This is a genomic window from Bradyrhizobium sp. USDA 4541, assembly GCF_024171085.1.
Taxonomy (GTDB): Bacteria; Pseudomonadota; Alphaproteobacteria; order Rhizobiales; family Xanthobacteraceae; genus Bradyrhizobium; species Bradyrhizobium australafricanum.
On record NZ_JALJZF010000001.1, the window covers coordinates 360,584 to 380,107 of the forward strand.

The window sequence follows — 19,524 nt, forward strand, 5'->3', positions numbered from 1 at the left end:
GCTGGGCCCTCCACCCCTAAAGTAACCGTGAAATCCGATATTTGCCGCCTGCCTTGACGGCGGCCGGAGGCACCCGATTTATGGTGGAAAAGCTGCCCGCTTGCGGCCCGATTCCGCTAGTATGCTCACGTACTTCCAGATCATTTGCGACCGAACGCGATGCGAGAGCCAAAGTCCTTTTTGCGCATATTCACCGAAGCCGGTCCGCTGGTCGCGCTTACGGTGGCGCTTGCGCTGTTGATCGGCATCGCCCAGCCCGCCTCGGCGCAATTCTTCGGCTTCCCCGGCTTTGGTGGCGGACCGCCGCAACCACAGCGCCGCGCTCCGCCGCAGCACGGCGGCGGCGGCTGGTTCGGCGGCGATTTCTTCGCGCCGTTCCAGCAGCAGCAACCGCAATCATCGCAGCCGCAGCGGCCGCGCGAGGATTTCTCGCGCGCTCCGGCACCGGCCAAGCGCGAGGCGGCCGCCGAGCGCAACGTGCTCGTCATCGGCGACGCCATGGCCGACTGGCTCGGCTATGGCCTGGAAGATGCCTATTCCGACCAGCCCGACATGGGCGTGATCCGCAAGCACAAGACGGTCTCCGGCCTGATCCGCTATCAGCCCAAGGGCGATCCGGCGGATTGGGCCGCGGCCGCGAAGGGCATTCTCGCCACCGAGAACCCCGACGCCATCGTCGTGATGCTCGGCCTCAACGACCGCACCGCGATCCGCGAATCTGTCGTGGAGAAGAAGGTCGACAAGAAGGACGAGAAAAAGGACGCGCGCGGCAAGCCCGAAGCCAAGCCGGGCGACAAGCCCGATGCCGCCGCCAAAACTGATGGCAAGCCGGTCGAGGCCGAGCCGCCGGCCGACGACGCCGACAATGACTCGCAGGCCGCGCCGGAAAAGACAGCGCGCTCGCCCAACGGCCTCTATGAATTCCGCGACGACCGCTGGGTCGAGCTCTACGGCAAGAAGATCGAGGAGCTGATCAACGTGCTGAAGAGCAAGGGCGTGCCGGTGCTGTGGGTCGGCCTGCCCGCGATCCGCGGCCAGAAGGGCACGTCGGACATGCTGTTCCTCGACGCGCTCTATCGCGACGGCGCCGGCAAGGCCGGCATCACCTATGTCGACGTCTGGGACGGCTTTGTCGACGAGGCCGGCCGCTTCATGCAGAAGGGCCCGGACTTCGAAGGCCAGCCCCGCAAGCTGCGTACCGATGACGGCGTGTTCTTCACCAAGGCCGGCGCGCGCAAGCTCGCGCATTATGTCGAGCGCGAGGTGACGCGCCTGCTCGCGGTGCGCTCCGGGCCGATCGCGCTGCCGAGCGAACCCGCGACGCCGGATACCAGCGCGGAGCCCGGCAAGCCCGCGCCGCGGCCGCTGGCGGGCCCGGTGCTGCCGCTGGTCGCCTCCACCGTCGGCACCGATCAATTGCTCGGCGGACCGGGCTCGCGGCCCGCCGCCGTCGATGCGCTCGCCGCGCGCACGCTGGTGAAGGGGGAGGCGCTGGCGCCGCCCGCCGGCCGCGCCGATGATTTCGTCTGGCCGCGCCGCGAGATGGGCCGCGAGCAAGCCAAGGGCGATGTGCCGGTTGCCGCGACCACGCCCGCCGCGCCGGCGGGCGGACCGGCCAATCCGCCGCCCTCGACCACGGCGATCGCGCCCGACGGCTCGATCATCACCGCACCGAAGCCGCCAAGGCGCGTGTTCCGTCCGGCCCAGACCCAGGCCCAGCCGCAACAGCAGCCGCAGACACAGCCTTGGCTGCGCGATCTGTTCGGGTTCGGCGCGCCGCAGCAGCGCCCGTTGGTCGCTCCGCCGCCGCGCCCGCCGCGCGGTGTCGGACAGCGGGCCGCAGTGCCGGGGAGTCCGTGGCAGTAGGCCGCGCGTCTTCCGATAGAATTGACGCTACATCCACGTCATTGCGAGCCAACGGGTCGCGCGAACACGCGCCCGATGACAGGCTCCGCAAAGCAATCCATCGATCCGCACGCGCGGACGGCTGGATTGCTTCGTCGCTTCAGCGCAAAATTGCTTTGCAATTTTGTCGCGAGCTCCTCGCAATGACGGTGGGCGAGATGGTATCAACCGTAGTAGCGCCAGCGCGACGGCGGCGGGCGGCGCGGCTGGCGCGTCATCAGGAGCGCGAGCGCAAAGCCGATGCCGCCGGCGATCAGCAGCGATCCCAGCGGGTTCTCCTGCACCGCATGCGCCATCGCCTTTTGTCCGCTGCGAACGGTCTCGCCGCGATGCTCATAGGCGTCCTTGGCGTAGTTGACCGCGGTGTCGGCGGCGTCGCGCGCGGCGTCCTTGGCCTGGCCGTAGAGATCCTGCACCGAGCCCGCGGCTTCGCGCGCGCGGCCCGAGGCCTGGGTCTGCGCATCGCCGGTCGCGTCGCCCACCGCGCCTTCGGCCTTGCCCGCGAACTCCTTCGCCGTTCCGAAAATCCGATCCTTGTCCATCGTCACGCTCCCTGATCTGTCCGGGAGCTAACCGGGAAACGGCGCGCAGGTTCCTGCGGTTACAGGATCAACCCGCCGTCGACGACGATGGTCTGGCCGACGATGTAGGAGGCAAGCGGCGAGGCCAGGAACAGCGCGGCGCCGGCCATGTCGGCGGGCGTGCCGAGACGCTTCAGCGGAATGCGCTCGAGCGCGCCTTCGAGACGCTTCGGATTGGCCGTCGTCGCCTTGGTCATCTTGGTGTCGACGAGGCCGGGCGCGATGCCGTTGACCCGGATGCCGTTCTCCGCCCAGGCCTCGCCGAGCGTGCGCGTCAGCCCGACGGCACCGGTCTTCGAGGCGTTGTAGGCCGGATTGCCCATGGTCGAATGATAGGCCGCGGTCGAGCTCACGATGATCAGCGAGCCCTTAGCTGCGCTCAGCATCGCCTGGAATTTGGTCGCGCAGGCCATCAGGCTCATCAGGTTGACCTCGAGCACCTTGCGAAAACCCTCCATCTCGAATTCCCCGCGGCGGTAAATCACCGCGCCCTGCGCCAGCACCAGCACGTCGAGCCGGTCGAACGACGGCTTGAAGGCCTCGATCGCCTGCGGGTTGCTGACATCGAGCTGCGCGTAGGCGAGGCCCTCGAGATGCGAGCCTTCCTCGGCGGAATAGTCGCTCGCCTGCGCGCGGGTGCCGCAGATCGCGACGCGCGCGCCCTTGGCGCGGAACGCCTGCGCGATGCCGTTGCCGATGCCGCTGGAGCCGCCGACCACCAATACTTGCTTGCCGCCGAAATCGAGCTCGTTCATCGCGCGTTCCTCTCTCGTGCTGTTGTCTTGTTGAGCATGATCCTTCTCGGAAAGCCAACCGGGAAACTTGCGTTAACGCGCTGCGCGCATGCCGATATGGGATCAGTGGTTTGACGTATCTTGCGATCGGTGCCAGCGTTGCCGTCTCTCACAACGCAGAAAATCAACGGGGGTCCGTCATGTCCGAATACAAGCAGCTCAGCCGTTCGGTGAAGGGCCTCACCGTTCTCGTCACCGGCGCCGCCAGCGGCATGGGCCGCGCCACCGCGCGGGTGTTTGCCGATGAAGGCGCCAATGTCGCGGTCACCGACCTGACCGAAGAAGGCACGCAGGCGGTGACGAAGGAGATTTCGGCAAGCGGCGGCTCGGCGAAGGCCTGGACGCTCGACGTCGGCGATCGCGACGCCATCACCAAAGTCGTCAACGACGTCGCCGCGCATTTCGGCGGGCTCGACATCATCGTCAACAATGCCGGCATCTCGGTGCGGGTGCCGATCGACGATCCCGCGTACGAGGACGCTTGGGCCAAGGGCATCGCGGTGATGCTGACGGCGCATCCGCGCATCATCCGCGCGGCACTGCCATACCTGCGCAAGTCGCGCTCGCCGCGCATCGTCAACATCGCCTCGACCGAGGCGCTCGGCGCGACCGCGCTGCACAGCCCCTACTCCGCGGCCAAGGGCGGCGTCACCAGCCTGACCCGCTCGCTCGCGGTGGAACTGGGACGCGAGGGCATCACCGTGAACTGCATCTGCCCGGGCCCGATCCGCACCGCCATCACCGACCGCATCTCCGAGGAGCACAAGACGCTCTACGCCAAGCGCCGCACCGCGCTCGCCCGTTACGGCGATCCGGAAGAGGTCGCGCACATGACGCTGAGCCTGTGCCTGCCCGCCGCATCGTTCCTGACCGGCGCCGTGATTCCGGTCGACGGCGGGTTGATGGCGCGGAATGCCTGACCCGCGCACGGCCCGCGAGCGTTGACAGCGCGCGCGCGTCGAGTAGCCTTCCCGTCAAATGAAGCGGGAAAACCGCCCGCGATAGACGGGGAGAAACGCCAATGACGGTCCTGATCCGGCAGCTTCACAAGCATTTCGTCGGCGAGGTTTCCGGCGTCGATCTGCGCAAGCCGCTGACGAAGCAGGAAGCGATCGACATCGAGGCCGGCATGGACAAATACGCCGTGCTTGTGTTCCACGGCCAGGACATCTCCGACGATCAGCAGATGGCATTCGCGCTGAATTTCGGCGAGCGCGAAGATGCGCGCGGCGGCACGGTGACGAAGAAGCAGGACTACCGCCTCGCCTCCGGGCTGAACGACGTCAGCAATCTCGGCAAGGACGGCAAGCCGCTGCCGAAGGACCACCGCACCCATCTGTTCAACCTCGGCAACTGCCTGTGGCATTCCGACAGCTCGTTCCGGCCGATCCCGGCGAAATTCTCGCTGCTGTCGGCGCGCGTGGTGAACCCGAAGGGCGGCAACACCGAATTCGCCGACATGCGCGCCGCCTATGACGCGCTCGACGCCGAGACCAAGGCCGAGATCGAGGACATGATCTGCGAGCACTCGCTGATGTATTCGCGCGGCTCGCTCGGCTTCCTCGACTACACCGACGAGGAGAAGCAGATGTTCAAGCCGGTGCTGCAGCGCCTGGTGCGCACGCATCCGGTGCACGGCCGCAAGTCGCTGTATCTGTCCTCTCACGCCGGCGCCATCAGGGGCATGAGCATGCCGGAGGCGCGGCTGCTGCTGCGCGATCTGACCGAGCACGCGACGCAGCCCGAATTCGTCTATGTGCACAAATGGACGGTGCATGACCTCGTGATGTGGGACAACCGCCAGACCGTGCACCGCGTCCGCCGCTACGACCAGTCGCAGCCCCGCGACATGCGCCGCGCCACGGTCGCGGGCACCCAGCCGACGGTCGCGCAGGAGGCGGCGGAGTAGGCGGAACTACTGGTGTCGTCCCGGCGAAAGCCCATAGGCGCTAAAATAGGATTTGCGCCTTGGATTCGCTTGTGATTCCAAGATGGAATGGCACACGAATCGCTTGTGAACAAAGATTGGGCGCGCGTTGTCGCCCGACTTGGCGGAGCCGAGGCTCTGAACATTGGCGCGCGCAAGACGAAGGCGTTTGTCCGTCCGCGGGAGATCAGCAATGCGGTCGACTTGCTGCGCCTGATCTTGGCTTATTGCCTTGGTGAGAAAGGGCTGCGGTTGACGGCGGCATGGGCCACGTCGGTTGGGCTTGTCGATATCTCCAACGTGGCTCTGTTGTATCGCTTACGTCAGTGCGGAGATTGGCTGGCAATCTTGGTCGAGCAGGCGCTTGCCGCCGCGGCGCCGAAGGCGAGCCGCGGTCGTCTGATCCGTATTGTTGACGCCACGACGGTCCCCAAAGGCTGGGACGAGCGGCAGGAACAAGAACGCAGTGTGGCGTATCCATAGCGCGTTCGATCTTCCGCAGGAGCGCTTTGGTCACTTCGAACTGACCGATCAGCGAGCGGGCGAGACGCTGGATCGGATACCGGCGGTTGCCGGTGAGATCCGTCTTGCCGATCGCGCCTATCTGCAACCGGAGCGCATGGCGCATCTCGTCGATGCCGATGCGGACTTCGTGATCCGGGCCGGCTGGAAGAGCGCGCGCTGGCTCGATGCCGAAGGTAATCTTGTTGACCTCACTGCCGAACTGCGCAACGCCTCGGCGCGTGGCCTGATCGATCGGCCGATTTGGATAAAGCGCAAGTCAGGTGCGCCGCCGCTCGCAGTGCGTCTGGTTGCCGCGAAGAAGCCGGCGCAAGCTGCTGCGGCTGCGCGACGCAAGGCGCGCCGGACTGCACAAAAGGGAGGTCATCAGCTCTCCAGGCAAACACTTGACGCCGCAGATTGGGTGATCCTGGTGACCTCACTCAGGCCAGAGGACTTCACGACTGCAGATATCCTCGCCCTCTATCGGCTGCGATGGCGCATTGAGCTCGGCTTCAAGCGGCTGAAAAGCCTGATTGGCCTGAAGGGACCTCCCGGAACCGACGAGCGGTCCGCCAGACCCCATATCCTCGCTCATCTGCTGATCATTCTATTGCTCGAGCCGCTCGTCGACGAACTCGAAGACTCTCCCCGCTTGGCCGACGCCGCCTGACCCACCCAGTGACGTGGCGTCTGCTGCGCCAGCTCGTCGCTTCGCTACGGCAAGCGATCATTCCACAGCCCGCAATCGCTCTACTCTGCAGAGCCAGTCACGCTCTCTGGCGACATCTACGCGAGCCACCCAGACATAAGCGCCACTATCAGACTATGATCAAACTATCTTAGCGCCTATGGGCTTTCGCCGGGACGACACTGAGAATGCGTTGGGATCGTCGACGACGTCAGCGCGGCCTACGCGTGGCCCGCGTCGTTCGACAGCATGCCGGCCTCGATGCCGATCTTGCGCAAGGCGCGCGCGTATTTCTCGTCGACGTCGGTACCGAAGATCAATTCCGGATCGGCGTCGCAATGCAGCCAGCCATTGTGCTGGATCTCGTTCTCGAGCTGGCCCGGCGCCCAGCCGGCATAGCCGAGCGCGAGGATCGCGTGCTTCGGCCCTGCGCCCTTGGCGATCGCCTTCAGGATATCGACGGTCGCGGTGAGCGAGATGCCGTCGTCGATGTTCAGCGTCGCATCCTGAATGTAGAAGTCGCTGGAATGCAGCACGAAGCCGCGGCCGGTATCGACCGGGCCGCCCTTCATCACCTTCATCATCTCGGCATTCTCGGGCAGCTGGATCTGGTCCGACTTCTCGATGATGTCGAGCTGCACCAGTAGCCCGGGGAAATCGATGCTGCCGGCGGGACGGTTGACGATGATGCCCATCGCGCCCTCGGAGGAATGCGCGCACATGTAGATCACGGAGCGTTCGAAGCGGGGGTCGTTCATGACAGGCATCGCGATCAGCATCTGGCCGTCGAGATAGCCACCTTCGGCGGCATGGGCACCGACGGCCGGGCTTCTGCCGGCGGCGGTTTTGCGAGTCTTGCCTGTTTTGCCTTCAGGGCGCATCCGCAAAGGCCTTTCCTGCTGATTTGGCATCCTGATATCGGGTGGCGGTTCTGTCAATCAACCATCGACCGCCGTGCGGCGATGCATCACAAGCAATTCAATGGTTTGCACCGAAAGTTGCGGGTAAAGACGTCTCATGATCGTCATAGTTCCCTTGCGTGCCGCATTTGGCGTTGCCGCCCTGTTTTCCGTCGCATGTACGGCAACGGAGGTCCGCGCCGACGACGCCTCGCCGTGGCAACAGGACACGCATTCGGCGGTGCGGCTGCTCGCCGGATCGCGCAGCGGCGCGGTGCTGCTTGGCGGCATTGCGTTCCAATTGCAGGACGGCTGGAAGACCTATTGGCGGACGCCCGGCGATTCCGGCGTGCCGCCGCGGTTCGATTTCTCCAGGTCGGATAACGTCGAGGCGGTCACCGTGATGTGGCCGGCGCCGCGGCAATTCGACGACGGCGCCGGCGGCACCTCGCTCGGCTACAAGCACCAGGTGGTGCTGCCGCTGCGCATCGTGGCGAAGAATCCCGACAAGCCGCTGGTGCTGCGCGCCGACATCAACTACGCGGTGTGCGAGAAGCTGTGCGTACCGGTGGAGGCGAAGGCCGAGCTGGCGTTCGCGAGCGTCGCCTCGACCGAGGACGCCGCGCTTTCGGAAGCGCTCAACGCGGTGCCGAAGCCCGCCAATATCGGCGACCCCATCCCGTTCTCGATCCGCGACGTCAAGCGCGACGGCAAGAACAACGTGCTGGTCGATGTCACCGCGCCCGAGAGCCGCGACCTCAGCCTGTTCGTCGAGGGGCCGACGCCCGACTGGGCGCTGCCGGTGCCCAAGCTCGTTGCGCAGGCGCCGCCGGGCGTGAAGCGTTTCTCTTTCGAGCTCGACGGCCTGCCGCCCGGCGCCAAGGCCGACGGCGCCGCGCTGAAGCTGACGCTGGTCGGCGGCGACAAAAGCTACGAATTCAATATCAATTTGAATTGAGCCGTAGGGTCATTCCGGGGTGAAGCAGCGCATCGAACCCGGAATCTCGAGCTCCCGGTTTCAGTGCTTCGCACTGCCCCGGGACGCCCCCGAAGAGGTGCGTCACCGAACCCAATCTTAACGTTTCGTTGATAGATCGGAGGCCATTGCCGCCACGCGGCGCTTTAGGAATTTTCCGCCTTGGCTGTGATGGAGACACAATCGGCAACCTCCGCGCCATTGGGCCGGGCCGCACGCCTGCGCGGCCTCGCAGCGCGCGCGCTCGGCGGCACCAACGAGGCGTCAGTCACCAAGCGCCTCGCCGGCATGATCTTCGCCATCCGCGTCATCAGCGCCGGCATCGCCTATCTCGCGCAGATCCTGCTGGCGCGCTGGATGAGCGGCTCGGATTACGGCATCTACGTCTATGTCTGGACCTGGGTGCTGCTGCTCGGCAGCACCATGGATTTCGGCATCGCGCCCTCCGCGCAGAAGATCATTCCGGAATACCGCGCGCGCGGCGACCTTGCGGCGCTGCGCGGCTTCCTCTCCGGCGGCCGCTGGGTGGTGCTTGCGACGTCCAGCATCGTCGCGCTACTGCTCGCCGGCGTGATCCACCTCGCCTCGCCCTGGATCGATCCCAACGCGGTGCTGCCGCTCTATATCGGCTGCCTGACCTTGCCGCCCTTCGTCGTCGCCAACACCCAGGACGGCATCTCCCGCGCGCATGACTGGATGCAGCTCGGCCTGATGCCGCAGTTCATCGTGCGGCAGGGGCTGATCATCGCGCTGACCGCCGGCGCGCTGGCGCTCGGCCTCAATCTCGGCGCCACCGCGGCGATGATCGCGAGCGCCGCCGCGGTATACATCGCGGCGATCGGCCAGATGGTCGTGCTCAACCGCCGCCTCACCGCCCATCTCGGGGTGGGCGAGAAGAGCTACGACGTCAAGGGCTGGTTCGCGATCTCGCTGCCGATCATGCTGGTCGAGAGCTTCTATCTGCTGCTCGGCTACACCGACGTGCTGATGCTGCAGCAGTTCCGCTCGTCCGAGGAGGTCGGCATCTATTTCGCCGTGGTGAAGACGCTGGCGCTGGTGTCGTTCGTGCACTACGCGATGGCGGCGACCACGGCGCACCGCTTCGCCGAATACAACGCGCTCGGCGACAAGGAGCGGCTGTCGGCCTATGTCGCGCACGCCATCAGCTGGACGTTCTGGCCCTCGCTGCTCGCGACCGTCGCCCTGCTGGTGTTCGGCAAGCCGCTGCTGTGGCTGTTCGGCCCGAAATTCGTCGACGGCTACAGCATCATGTTCGTCGCCGCGATCGGCCTCGTGGTCCGCTCGGCGATCGGGCCGGTGGAGCGGCTGTTGAACATGCTCGGCCACCAGAGCATCTGCGCGACCGCCTATGCGGTGTCGTTCCTGATGAATGTCGGGCTCTGCATCGCCCTCGTCCCCCGCTACGGCGGGATGGGCGCCGCCGCCTCGACCTCGCTGTCGCTGACCTTCGAGACGATCCTCTTGTTCTATGTCGTGCGCTCGCGCCTCGGGCTGCACGTGCTGGCGTTCGGCAAGCGGCGGACGGCGCCGTAGCATTCGGCCGGCGCGGCATCATGCGATGCATGAGCGCCGCCGGACTGGAAAACCCGCCTAACGGCGTTCAGCCTTGCGCCGGTCAGGCGCGCCTGATGTCCGCCTGCTTCCAAGAGTGGCCGGCAACCATGCGTCGGAAGAACCACAGAACGGCCGGGCAAGCCAGCAGCACGGCGGCGCCGAAGTCGAGCGCCGCGCTCGCGGAGCCGACCGCGGTGGAGAGCTTTCCTCCGATCGCAGGTCCAGCCAGCATGCCGGCGTAAAAGACGGTGTAGAATATTCCCATTCCGATCGGCCGCGTCCTCTGCTCGAGCACGCGCGCAGGCAGGCTCATGATCGGACCGGCAGGCAGGCCGCAGAGGATTCCAAGAGCAATGACGACGGGAAGCACCGTGCCGCTGCGCGACAAGAGCAGTGTCAGAAGCGCGAAGGCGATGCAGCCCGTGATCAGGATGACCTCGCCGCGCCTGGTCCGATCGGCGAGGAAGCCGCCCAACGGCACCGAAAGGGCGGCGAGCCAGAGCACGATACTGATGGTTGATCCGGCGGCGGCGCCGGACCAGCCTTGCTCGACCAGCATCGATGGACCGAAACTGAAGATCATCGCAAAACCGATGTTGTAGAGACACCAGATCAGCCCAGCGGCAATCACGGCGCAGATCGTGTCGGCGGTCAGGCTGCTAGGCTCGCCTTCAACCGCGACGGCCGCATCCGGCGCGCGATAAACCAGAGCTATGAGGCCGAGACCGATCAGGATCACCCCGGCGACGGCAAGATTGACGGCATGGAGTCCGAGCGTGGCTCCGATTGCCGGCAACAGCATGAGAGCGACTGCGATGCCGGCCGGCCATGAGTTGATGAAAATGGCCATCGCGGTGGCGATTTCCCGGCCGGCAAACCAGTCCGCGACCATCTTGGTCATCAGGACGTTCAGGAGGACGCCGCCGATGCCGGCAGTCAGCCGGCCTGCGATCTGCACGCTCCACGACGTCGACGTGGTCATCAGCAGTTCGCCTGCCAGCATCATCAGGAGACCGGCAAGGACCACCACCTTGTCGCCATAGCGGCGGCCGATCGCGCCGCCAGGCAAGGCAAGCAAGGCGCCCGGCGCAAAGTAGAGCCCGATCAGAACGCCGATATCGGCCAGGCTCGCGCCCAGACCCTGGCTGAGCTGTGGCGCGATGGCCGCGACGCTCTGAAACTGAAAGGCGATGGTGGCACGAGCGACGAACAGAGCAGCAAGAATGGTCCAGCGGCTTCGCATTTGGATTTTCTCCGATGCCCAGAACTATGTCGTCGGCTTGATGTTCTGGTTCAGGCGGAAGAAATTCGTCGGATCGTATTTGTTCTTGAGCGCGACAAGACGTGCGTAATTTTCACCATAGGCATCGCGCACGCGGTCTTCGCCCTCATCCCCCAGGTTGTTGGCATAGACGCCGCCGGTCGAATAGGGCCTGACGGCACTCCACAGCTCGCGCGCCCAACGCATGTTCGCTTCGTCACCGGCCGGATCGTCCCAGATCGCGACCGGAAAGCAGTCGAACGCCGCATCGCGGTTTGCGTAAGGCGAGCTCGATACCGGAACCCGTGCAATTGCGCCGCCGACATGCTGGAGAACCAGCAAGGACGAGGTGTTGGGGGCTCTCGCATAGGCGTCGAGCAGCGCGTCGATCGCGCCGGCACCGATCTCGCGCAGGAATTGCGCCTTCCAGTAATAGCGACGTCCCCGCGGAAACAGGGCATCGCCGCCTGACTGAATCTCGAGATAGGGAACGGTTGCGAGGCGCGTCTCGACGGGCGAGCCGAACTTGACGATCGGCGAAAGGGCGCGCTCACCGTCATGATGCGAGCCGACATAACAACCGGAGATGTTGAAGAACCGGTCGCCCGACGGCAGCGTCACAAGGGCCGCATCGACGTTGACCTCATCGGCAGCGTTGCGGGCGAATTCATCGTAGAACTGCATGGCCTCGCGCGCCTGATCGTAAGGATAAAGCGTTGACGCGACGGGCAACGACGTGCCGATCGCATGCAACTGGTATTCGAACGCAGTCACGATGCCGAAATTGCCGCCGCCTCCTCTCAAGCCCCAGAGCAGGTCGGGGTGTTCGGTCGCGCTGGCCCTTAAAACCCGTCCCTCGGCTGTCACCACTTCGGCGGCAATCAGGTTGTCGCAGGTCAACCCGTATTTTCGCCCGAGCTTGCCGAAGCCGCCGCCAAGCGTGAGCCCGGCGATGCCGGTATCGCTATTGACCCCCATGGTGGTCGCCAGGCCGTGCGCCTGCGTGGCACGATCGAATTCGCCGAGATCGAGGCCGGCTTCCGCGCGCGCGGTGCGCCGGACCGGATCGACATCGATGCGCTTCATCCGGGACAGGTCGATGACCATGCCGCCGTCACAGACCGAGAGGCCAGCGACATTGTGGCCTCCGCTGCGAACGGCCACCGGGAACGTGCGGGACCTCGCGAATGTCACAGCCTCGACCACATCCCGGGTATCCGCGCAGTAGGCGATCATGGCCGGCCGCCTGTCGACGGCGCCGTTCCAGACCTTGCGCGCCTCGTCGTAACCGGCGCTCCCGTCGAGGACCACTTGGCCCTTGAGCCGTAGCTGGGAGCTGGGCCGAAGCTCGGAATGCGGCTCGCCCATCACCTCGTTATTTGCCTGCCGCTGCTCCATCCGATTTGCTCCTCGTCAGGAATGCCCATGCCATCATCCCACGGCGTGCCAAATCGTCCTGAATCCGATCGGAAAAAGTTGCAAAATTTCGCCAAAAGCGATGGCTCCAGGCGATGGCGACGCTTGCAGCCCCAAAACAAAAGCCGGCCCTGATCCAATCAGGGCCGGCTTGTTCTGAGGCCGCCAAATCCCGCCGGAAAAATTACTCCGCGGTCCAGCCGCCGTCGATCGAGTAGTTGGAGCCGGTGATCTGCGCGGCATCGTCGCTGCACAGGAACAGCGCAAGCGCCGCAACCTGATCGGAGGTCACGAACTCCTTGGTCGGCTGCGCGGCGAGCAGCACGTCCTTGATGACCTGCTCCTTGGTCATGTTGCGCGCCTTCATGGTCTCCGGGATCTGGTGCTCGACCAGCGGGGTCCAGACATAGCCCGGGCTGATGCAGTTGCAGGTAATCTTGTGCTGCGCGAGCTCCAGCGCCACCGTCTTGGTGAGGCCGGCGATGCCGTGCTTGGCCGAGACATAGGCCGACTTGAACGGCGAAGCGACCAGCGAGTGCGCCGAGGCGGTGTTGATGATGCGGCCCCAGCCGCGCTTCTTCATGCCGGGCACCGCGGCGCGGATGCCGTAGAACGCGGACGACAGATTGATCGCGATGATCGCTTCCCACTTCTCCGGCGGGAATTCCTCGATCGGCGCAACGAACTGAATGCCGGCATTGTTGACCAGGATATCGACCGAACCGAAGGTCTTCTCGCCGAGCGCAACCATCTCGGCGATCTCGGCCGGCTTGGTCATGTCGGCCGGCGAATGCACGGCCTTGACCTTGAAGTCGGTCTCGATGCCGGAACGCTCCTTCTCGATATCGGCCGGAACGCCCATGCCGTTGAGAACGATATTGGCGCCGGCACCGGCGAAGGCGCGCGCGATCGCCAATCCGATGCCGCTGGTCGAGCCGGTCACAACGGCGGTCTTGCCTGTCAACGTACCCATTGTCGGTCGCTCCTATTTGCTTGCGGGGGGTGTGGGTTCATCCCCCGTGAGGTCGTAAGTCACCATGGTCTCCCCGGACTGCGGCCGTTCTAGCCATTCTTTGTGACGCATCGACAAATGCACGTCGCGGACGCCCGCGCCCCAGTGCTCGACCATCGCAACATGGGAGAAGTCGTAGTCCTTCGAGGAGCTCTCGTAGTTCTTGCTCTTGTAGATCAGGTGAACCACCGTGACGGTGTTCTCCTTGGACGCCTTGCGCAGCAGCTCGACCGACGGATCGTTCTTCAGGTAATCGGGCAGCTTGCCGATCAGGTCGCGTACCGCCATGCGGGCGTTGTGGATCTGCCGGTTCTTGTCGGTGTTCATCCGCGTCCGGCTGGAATAGCGGATGTCCTTCTCGCGCTCGGCGGCCTCCAGCAGCGTCTCCGGCAACGGCCCGCGCGCGCTGAACAGATCGACCTGGAAGATCAGGAGATCGCGGCTGGTCTCCTCGTCGAGCACGAAGTCGAGCGGGGTGTTGGAAGCGATGCCGCCGTCCCAATAATGCTCGCCCTCGATGACGACGGACGGAAAGCCCGGCGGCAGCGCGCCCGAGGCCATGATGTGCTCGGGGCCTATCTTCTTGCCGAGCTTCCTGAACTCGTAATTGTCGAAATAGCGGAAATTGCCCGAGGTGACGCTCACCGCGCCAACCGACAGGCGCGTCTTCAGATCGTTGATCCGGTCGAAATCAACGAGGCGCTCCAGCGTCTTCTTCAGCGGCGCGGTGTCGTAATAGCTCAGCGATTGCGAGCTGCCGGGCGGCCACAGCGGCGCCGGCGGAATCCGCGGCGTGAAGAAGCCGGGCACGCCGAAGGTCGCGATGATGGCGGCGCTGGTCTCGTTGAACAGCGAGCGGGCGCGTTCATGCTTCGAGACCGGATTCCACGGCACCGGCGCCGATACCATCTCCCAGAATTCCTTCAGCCGCGGCACGCGCTCGGCCGGCTCGTTGCCGGCGATGATCGCGGCGTTGATGGCGCCGATCGAGATGCCGGCGATCCATTCCGGCTCGAAGCCTGCGTGACAGAGGGCCTGAAAGGCGCCGGCCTGATAGGAGCCGAGCGCGCCGCCGCCCTGAAGAACCAGCACGCGCTGCGCTTGCGCCGGCGTCGAGGCAGGCGCGGTGTCGGAAGTATCCATTCGTAACCGTTCGCTCAAAAACGACTTGAGCCGCAACCGTGGCGACAGTTCGCCGCGGCGTCAATCAGCGAGATTATGGGGTTAGATCACGCGGAATTTATCGAGATCAGGTTGCCGCCAAAATGAGCGTCCAGAACACTTTGTACTTGGTGTTGGGAGCATAGACCGCCGCGATGCCCATTTTTGTGACACCGCTCTTCAGCATATTGGCCTTGTGCGGCGGTGAATCACGCCAGCCCGAAAAGGCTTCTGCCAGCGTGTGATAGCCGGCCGAGATGTTCTCGACCGCGACGGTGGCGGGATAGCCTCCGGCCTGCAGCCGCTTGCCGAGCGGGGCCTTCACGTCGTGGTCCATCTTGTTGCGGGCGGCCATCGCCTGCGATTGCTGCTCGGCGAGCTTGGTCAGGTCCGGATCGACCACCACGGTGCCAAGACCATTGTTCTGGCGATACTGCGAAAACATGATCGCGGCCGCCTGGCTATCCAGGACAGCGCCGGGTTGGGCCATGTTGAGATACATGGTCGGTTCTTCCGGGATTTTGGTGTCCGTGCCGCAGCCGGCAAGCAGCAGAAGCCCGAACAGGGCGACCGTCGTCCGTTTCACTGTAAGAAAACCCCCAAAGATTGGCCCGCCGTTGTTGCATACCAACCGTGGCTGAATGGTGAACAGGGGCTAACTTTTGGCTGCGAAATGCCGTCATTCCGGGGCGCGAAGCGAGCCCGGAATCTCGAGATTCCGGGCTCGGTCCTACGGACCGCCCCGGAATGACGGTGGATGTGGTCAGGAACCGTCGCCCGGATGCCTACTCCTGGGCGGCAAAGATCCGGTAGCGGCGGGGTTGCAGGGAGACGATTTCGCCGGCCTGGAGCTCGCGGTCGCGGGGGGCGTCGATCTCGATCACGGTCTTGCCCTCGCTCCCCGACAGGGCCACCTCGGCGCGCTGGATCGGACCGAACGAGCGGACGTGCCGGATGGCGCCTTCCAGGGCGCCGGTTCCGGCCGGGCCGACCGCCATGTCGTGGCGGCGGACGAACAGTTTTGCCGCGCCCGACGCCGCGCCCAAAGCCGGAATGTTCAGGGGACGGCCGTCCAGCCGCACCGCATCGCCGGCGACGTCGACCGGCAGCACGATGGATTCGCCGATGAAGCCATGCACGAAGGCGGTCGCCGGATTGTCATAGACCTCGCCGGGCGAGCCGATCTGCTCGATCTTGCCCTTGTCCATCACCACGACGCGGTTGGCGACTTCGAGCGCTTCTTCCTGGTCATGGGTGACGAAGATCGAGGTGACGTGGATCTCGTTGTGCAGCGAGCGCAGCCATTGCCTGAGCTCCTTGCGCACCTTGGCATCGAGCGCGCCGAACGGCTCGTCGAGCAACAGGATCCGCGGCTCGATCGCAAGCGCGCGCGCCAGCGCGATGCGCTGGCGCTGGCCGCCGGACAATTGGCTGGGATAGCGGTTGGCCAGCCAATCGAGCTGCACCAGGTCGAGCAACTCCTTGACGCGGGCGCGGATCGTCGCCTCGTCCTTGCGGATCGCGCGCGGCTGCACGCGCAGGCCGAAGGCGACGTTCTCGAACACCGTCATGTGGCGGAATAGCGCGTAGTGCTGGAACACGAAGCCGACCTGGCGCTCGCTGGCGCCGCGCGAGAGCGCATTCTCGCCGTCGATCGCGACCTCGCCCGAGTCAGGCCAGTCCAGGCCTGCGATGATGCGCAGCAGCGTCGTCTTGCCGGAACCGGACGGACCGAGCAGCGCCAGCAACTCGCCGTCGGCGACCTTGAGGTCGACATTGTCGAGCGCGGCAAAGCTGCCGAACGTCTTTACGATATTCTTGACTTCAATCGCCATCGGGCACCTCTGCCTCGTCGAGCCGCCGTTCGAGAACGGTTTTCGCCACCAGGGTGATCAGCGCCAGCATCGCGAGCAGCGATGCGATCGCGAACGAGGCGACGAACTGGTATTCGTTGTAAAGAATTTCGACCAGCAGCGGCATCGTGTTGGTCTCGCCGCGGATGTGGCCGGACACGACCGACACCGCGCCGAACTCGCCCATCGCGCGCGCGTTGCAGAGCAGGACGCCGTACAGCAGGCCCCATTTGATGTTGGGCAGCGTGACGCGGAAGAAGGTCTGCAGGCCGGAGGCGCCGAGCGAGATCGCCGCCTCCTCTTCCTGGGTGCCCTGCTCCTGCATCAGCGGGATCAGCGCGCGCGCCACGAAGGGGAAAGTGACGAAGATCGTCGCCAGCGCGATGCCGGGCACCGCGAACAGGATGTGGACGTTATGCGCCTGCAGCCACGGCCCGAAATAGCCCTGCGCGCCGAACAGCAGCACGTAGACCAGGCCCGAAATCACTGGCGAGACCGAGAACGGCAGGTCGATCAGCGTGATCAGGAAGGTCTTGCCGGTGAACTCGAACTTCGAGATCGCCCAGGCCGCGATCACCCCGAACACGAGGTTGAGCGTGACCGAGATCGCGGCGATCAAGAGCGTCAGCTTGATGGCGGCGAGTGCCTCAGGCTCCGCCAGCGCCGCGAGATACGCGCCGACACCTTTCGAGAACGCCGACGCAAACACCACGACCAGCGGCAGCACGACGAAGACGCTGAGGAAGGCGATCGCGAGCGCGATGATGATGAAGCGGATCGGCCCGGGCTCGGTGCGCAGATTGCGCTGCGCCGTCCCCGGCTCCGCGCGCGCGATCTCGAGCCGCGGCGCCGGCGCCGCGACGCTGACATCGGTCGCGGGTGCGTAGGTCCGCAGTTGCGTGGTCGAGGTCACCAATCCCGTCTGCATCGACATCGCAAGACCTCAATGCACGGGGATGCGGGCTTGCGCCCAGCGCTGCAGCCGGTTGATCAGGAAGATGATCAGGAACGAGGCCACCAGCATCACGACCGCGATCGCGGTGGCATCGGCGTAGCGGAATTCGGACAGCCGGATCACGATCAACAGCGGCGCGATCTCGGAGACATTGGGCAGATTGCCGGCGATGAAGATCACCGAGCCGTATTCACCGATGGCGCGGGCAAAGGCCAGCGCAAAGCCGGTGAGCAGCGCCGGGATCAAACTCGGCAGGATGACGCGAAACACCGTGTGCCAGCGATTGGCGCCCAGGCTCGCCGCCGCCTCCTCGATCTCGGGATCGAGATCGATCAGCACCGGCTGCACCGTGCGCACCACGAACGGAATGCCGATGAAGATCATCGCGATGAAGATGCCGATCGGCGTGAACGCGACCTTGATGCCGAGCTCGGCGAGCGGCGCGCCGAGCCAGCCCTTCTGGGCGAACAGCTGCGTCAGCGCGACGCCGGCGACCGCCGTCGGCAAGGCAAACGGAACATCGACGATGGCGTCGAACAGCCGCCGGCCCGGAAAGCGATAACGCACCAGCGCCCAGACGATGACGGTGCCCATCACCAGGTTGACGCATGCGGCCGCAAACGAAAGCCCAAACGAAATCTTCAGGGCGTTCAGGGTGCGGCGGCTGGTGAGGATGCCCCAGAACTGGTCGAGGCTCAGCTCGAACGTCTTGAGGAACAGCGCGGCCAGCGGAATCAGGATGATAACGGACAGCCATGTCAGGGTCAGTCCCATGGTGAGACCGAACCCCGGCAGGGTACTGCGCCGTGCAACCGCTGTGCTCACATATCCCCCTGATAATCCGATCAGTTCTTGTAGATCTGATCGAAGATGCCGCCCTCGGCGAAGTGCTCCTTCTGGGCCTTGGTCCAACCACCAAAAACGTCGTCGATGGTGAAAAGTTCAACCTTGGCGAAGGATTTTTCGTACTCCTTGGCGATCTCGGGATCGCGCGGTCGGTACGAGTTGCGCGCGGCGATCTCCTGGCCTTCCTTGGTGTACCAGTACTTCAGATAGGCCTCGGCGACGGCGCGGGTGCCCTTCTTGTCGGCGACCTTGTCGACCACGGCGACCGGCGGCTCGGCCAGGATCGACTGCGCCGGGGCCACGATCTCGAACTTGTCCGCGCCGAATTCGCGAAGCGCCAGAAAGGCTTCGTTCTCCCACGCCAGCAGCACGTCGCCGACGCCGCGCTCGACGAAAGTCACGGTCGAGCCGCGCGCGCCGGTGTCGAGCACCGGCACGTTCTGATAGAGATCGGCGACGAACTTCTTCGCCTTGTCCGCGGAGCCGAACTTCTTCTGCGCATAGCCCCAGGCGGCGAGATAGTTCCAGCGCGCGCCGCCCGAGGTCTTCGGGTTCGGCGTGATGACGCTGACGCCGGGTTTAATCAAATCGTCCCAATCCTTGATGCCTTTGGGATTGCCCTTGCGCACCAGGAACACGATGGTCGAGGTGTAGGGCGAGGCGTTGAGCGGCAGCCGCTTCTGCCAGTCGGCCGCGATCAGGCCCTTGCCCGCGATCGCATCGATGTCATAGGCGAGCGCCAGCGTGACGACATCGGCCTGCAATCCGTCGATCACCGAGCGCGCCTGCGAGCCGGAGCCGCCATGCGACTGCTTGATCTCGACGCTCTTGCTGGTTTCCTTCTGATAGGCCGCGGCGAACGCCTTGTTGAAATCGACATAGAGCTCGCGGGTCGGATCATACGACACGTTCAGCAGCGAATAGTCGGCCGCAAAGGCCGAGCTCGCCCACAACAGTCCCGCGACCAGCGGCAGGATACGACGGATCATTTCGCTCTCCATTCAACCTGAGAAATGTCAGGGAACACGCAAGACATAACTCACGGCGAAGTGGTCTTAAGTCAACGAAACCGGTTTTCTTTGTTTTCGGCGGCGCAGCGCGCTTGTGCTACGAAGTTGCCGCACTGCGAAGGCTTTGTCGCGTCGCCAAATCGCGACGAAGGCTCATCGCG

Annotated in this window: 19 protein-coding genes; 7 read left to right on the forward strand and 12 right to left on the reverse strand. The window is 64.9% G+C overall.

Annotated elements, in window-relative coordinates:
• Nucleotides 1-159: 159 nt before the first annotated feature.
• Nucleotides 160-1,866, forward strand: a complete 1,707-nt coding sequence (locus J2R80_RS01735; RefSeq protein WP_076825226.1) for an SGNH family hydrolase — start codon at nt 160-162, stop codon at nt 1,864-1,866.
• 203 nt (nt 1,867-2,069) lie between these two features.
• On the opposite strand, the gene J2R80_RS01740 is transcribed toward J2R80_RS01735, so the two are convergent.
• Nucleotides 2,070-2,447 carry a CsbD family protein gene (locus J2R80_RS01740; protein WP_050387227.1) on the reverse strand — a complete coding sequence of 126 codons (378 nt, stop codon included), beginning with the start codon at nt 2,445-2,447 and terminating at the stop codon, nt 2,070-2,072.
• Between the two features lie 59 nt (nt 2,448-2,506).
• Nucleotides 2,507-3,241, reverse strand: coding sequence for an SDR family NAD(P)-dependent oxidoreductase (locus J2R80_RS01745; RefSeq protein ID WP_076825228.1), 735 nt, complete (start codon nt 3,239-3,241; stop codon nt 2,507-2,509).
• 179 nt (nt 3,242-3,420) lie between these two features.
• Between J2R80_RS01745 and J2R80_RS01750 the strand changes: the two genes are divergently transcribed.
• From J2R80_RS01750 to J2R80_RS01765, 4 genes are all read left to right on the forward strand, one after another.
• Nucleotides 3,421-4,200 carry an SDR family NAD(P)-dependent oxidoreductase gene (locus tag J2R80_RS01750; protein WP_076825229.1) on the forward strand — a complete coding sequence of 260 codons (780 nt, stop codon included), beginning with the start codon at nt 3,421-3,423 and terminating at the stop codon, nt 4,198-4,200.
• Between the two features lie 101 nt (nt 4,201-4,301).
• Nucleotides 4,302-5,189 (forward strand): TauD/TfdA family dioxygenase, encoded by an 888-nt coding sequence (locus J2R80_RS01755; RefSeq protein ID WP_253637910.1) that lies wholly within the window; start codon nt 4,302-4,304, stop codon nt 5,187-5,189.
• A gap of 87 nt (nt 5,190-5,276) precedes the next feature.
• Nucleotides 5,277-5,690 (forward strand): hypothetical protein, encoded by a 414-nt coding sequence (locus tag J2R80_RS01760; protein ID WP_253637911.1) that lies wholly within the window; start codon nt 5,277-5,279, stop codon nt 5,688-5,690.
• On the forward strand, nt 5,674-6,381 hold the full coding sequence (locus tag J2R80_RS01765; protein ID WP_253588175.1) for a transposase: 708 nt from the start codon (nt 5,674-5,676) through the stop codon (nt 6,379-6,381). The genes J2R80_RS01760 and J2R80_RS01765 overlap by 17 nt, the downstream gene beginning before the upstream one ends.
• A 239-nt stretch (nt 6,382-6,620) precedes the next feature.
• Here the strand turns inward: J2R80_RS01765 and J2R80_RS01770 are convergent, their stop codons facing one another.
• Nucleotides 6,621-7,280, reverse strand: coding sequence for a YqgE/AlgH family protein (locus tag J2R80_RS01770; RefSeq protein WP_076824945.1), 660 nt, complete (start codon nt 7,278-7,280; stop codon nt 6,621-6,623).
• Between the two features lie 136 nt (nt 7,281-7,416).
• Here J2R80_RS01770 and J2R80_RS01775 point away from each other — a divergent pair, with 136 nt between their 5' ends.
• Together J2R80_RS01775 and J2R80_RS01780 are read left to right on the forward strand one after the other, a co-directional pair.
• Complete coding sequence (locus tag J2R80_RS01775; RefSeq protein WP_076824943.1) at nt 7,417-8,256, forward strand: protein-disulfide reductase DsbD domain-containing protein; 840 nt, start codon at nt 7,417-7,419, stop codon at nt 8,254-8,256.
• Between the two features lie 180 nt (nt 8,257-8,436).
• Complete coding sequence (locus tag J2R80_RS01780) at nt 8,437-9,828, forward strand: oligosaccharide flippase family protein (protein WP_253588176.1); 1,392 nt, start codon at nt 8,437-8,439, stop codon at nt 9,826-9,828.
• 82 nt (nt 9,829-9,910) lie between these two features.
• On the opposite strand, the gene J2R80_RS01785 is transcribed toward J2R80_RS01780, so the two are convergent.
• The 9 genes from J2R80_RS01785 to J2R80_RS01825 all read right to left on the reverse strand — a co-directional run bounded on the left by J2R80_RS01785 (nt 9,911) and on the right by J2R80_RS01825 (nt 19,342).
• Nucleotides 9,911-11,092, reverse strand: coding sequence for a CynX/NimT family MFS transporter (locus tag J2R80_RS01785; protein ID WP_076824940.1), 1,182 nt, complete (start codon nt 11,090-11,092; stop codon nt 9,911-9,913).
• A gap of 24 nt (nt 11,093-11,116) precedes the next feature.
• Nucleotides 11,117-12,508, reverse strand: coding sequence for an FAD-binding oxidoreductase (locus J2R80_RS01790; protein ID WP_083714879.1), 1,392 nt, complete (start codon nt 12,506-12,508; stop codon nt 11,117-11,119).
• Between the two features lie 202 nt (nt 12,509-12,710).
• Nucleotides 12,711-13,499 carry a 3-hydroxybutyrate dehydrogenase gene (locus tag J2R80_RS01795; RefSeq protein ID WP_057016155.1) on the reverse strand — a complete coding sequence of 263 codons (789 nt, stop codon included), beginning with the start codon at nt 13,497-13,499 and terminating at the stop codon, nt 12,711-12,713.
• Between the two features lie 12 nt (nt 13,500-13,511).
• The gene (locus tag J2R80_RS01800; protein ID WP_057016154.1) at nt 13,512-14,681 is read right to left on the reverse strand and encodes a DUF3734 domain-containing protein; all 1,170 of its coding nucleotides are present in this window, start codon (nt 14,679-14,681) and stop codon (nt 13,512-13,514) included.
• Nucleotides 14,682-14,787: 106 nt separating this feature from the next.
• Entirely contained in the window at nt 14,788-15,285 is a 498-nt protein-coding gene (locus J2R80_RS01805) for a CAP domain-containing protein (RefSeq protein ID WP_028334729.1), read from the reverse strand.
• A 199-nt stretch (nt 15,286-15,484) separates the two neighbouring features.
• The gene (locus tag J2R80_RS01810) at nt 15,485-16,534 is read right to left on the reverse strand and encodes a sulfate/molybdate ABC transporter ATP-binding protein (protein WP_028342240.1); all 1,050 of its coding nucleotides are present in this window, start codon (nt 16,532-16,534) and stop codon (nt 15,485-15,487) included.
• Entirely contained in the window at nt 16,524-17,486 is a 963-nt protein-coding gene (gene cysW / locus J2R80_RS01815; protein WP_371852089.1) for a sulfate ABC transporter permease subunit CysW, read from the reverse strand. Before cysW ends, J2R80_RS01810 begins: the two co-directional genes overlap by 11 nt.
• A 9-nt stretch (nt 17,487-17,495) precedes the next feature.
• Complete coding sequence (gene cysT / locus J2R80_RS01820; protein WP_076824967.1) at nt 17,496-18,302, reverse strand: sulfate ABC transporter permease subunit CysT; 807 nt, start codon at nt 18,300-18,302, stop codon at nt 17,496-17,498.
• A 50-nt stretch (nt 18,303-18,352) separates the two neighbouring features.
• On the reverse strand, nt 18,353-19,342 hold the full coding sequence (locus J2R80_RS01825; protein WP_057016182.1) for a sulfate ABC transporter substrate-binding protein: 990 nt from the start codon (nt 19,340-19,342) through the stop codon (nt 18,353-18,355).
• Between the last annotated feature and the right edge of the window lie 182 nt (nt 19,343-19,524).